Here is a 409-nt window from a genome sequence, read left to right on the forward strand (position 1 = left end):
CTGCCGCCACCTTCGGCGTGATCGCCTATCTCGCCGGTAATGCGGTTTTTGCCAATTACCTGCAGATCAATTTCGTGCCCGGTACGGGTGAACTCGCCGTCATCGTCGGTGCCGTCATCGGCGCGGGCCTCGGTTTTCTGTGGTTCAATGCGCCGCCCGCCGCCATCTTCATGGGCGATACGGGTTCGCTGGCGCTCGGCGGTCTGATTGGCTCCATCGCCGTCGCCACCAAGCATGAGATCGTCATGGTCATCGTTGGTGGTCTGTTCGTCATGGAAACGCTGTCGGTCATCATCCAGGTCTTCTGGTTTAAACGCACCGGCCGCCGCGTCTTCCTGATGGCGCCGATCCATCACCATTTCGAGAAAAAGGGCTGGACGGAAAGCCAGGTGGTTATCCGTTTCTGGAT

At 59.2% G+C, this 409-nt stretch carries 1 protein-coding gene; it reads left to right on the plus strand.

Features of this window, described 5'->3' with window-relative positions:
- Window positions 1-409 (plus strand): phospho-N-acetylmuramoyl-pentapeptide-transferase (gene mraY / locus EOA28_RS38335; RefSeq protein ID WP_128315971.1); only part of this gene is annotated, 409 nt, incomplete at both ends.

This window comes from Mesorhizobium sp. M2A.F.Ca.ET.067.02.1.1 (assembly GCF_004023285.1).
GTDB lineage: Bacteria > Pseudomonadota > Alphaproteobacteria > Rhizobiales > Rhizobiaceae > Mesorhizobium.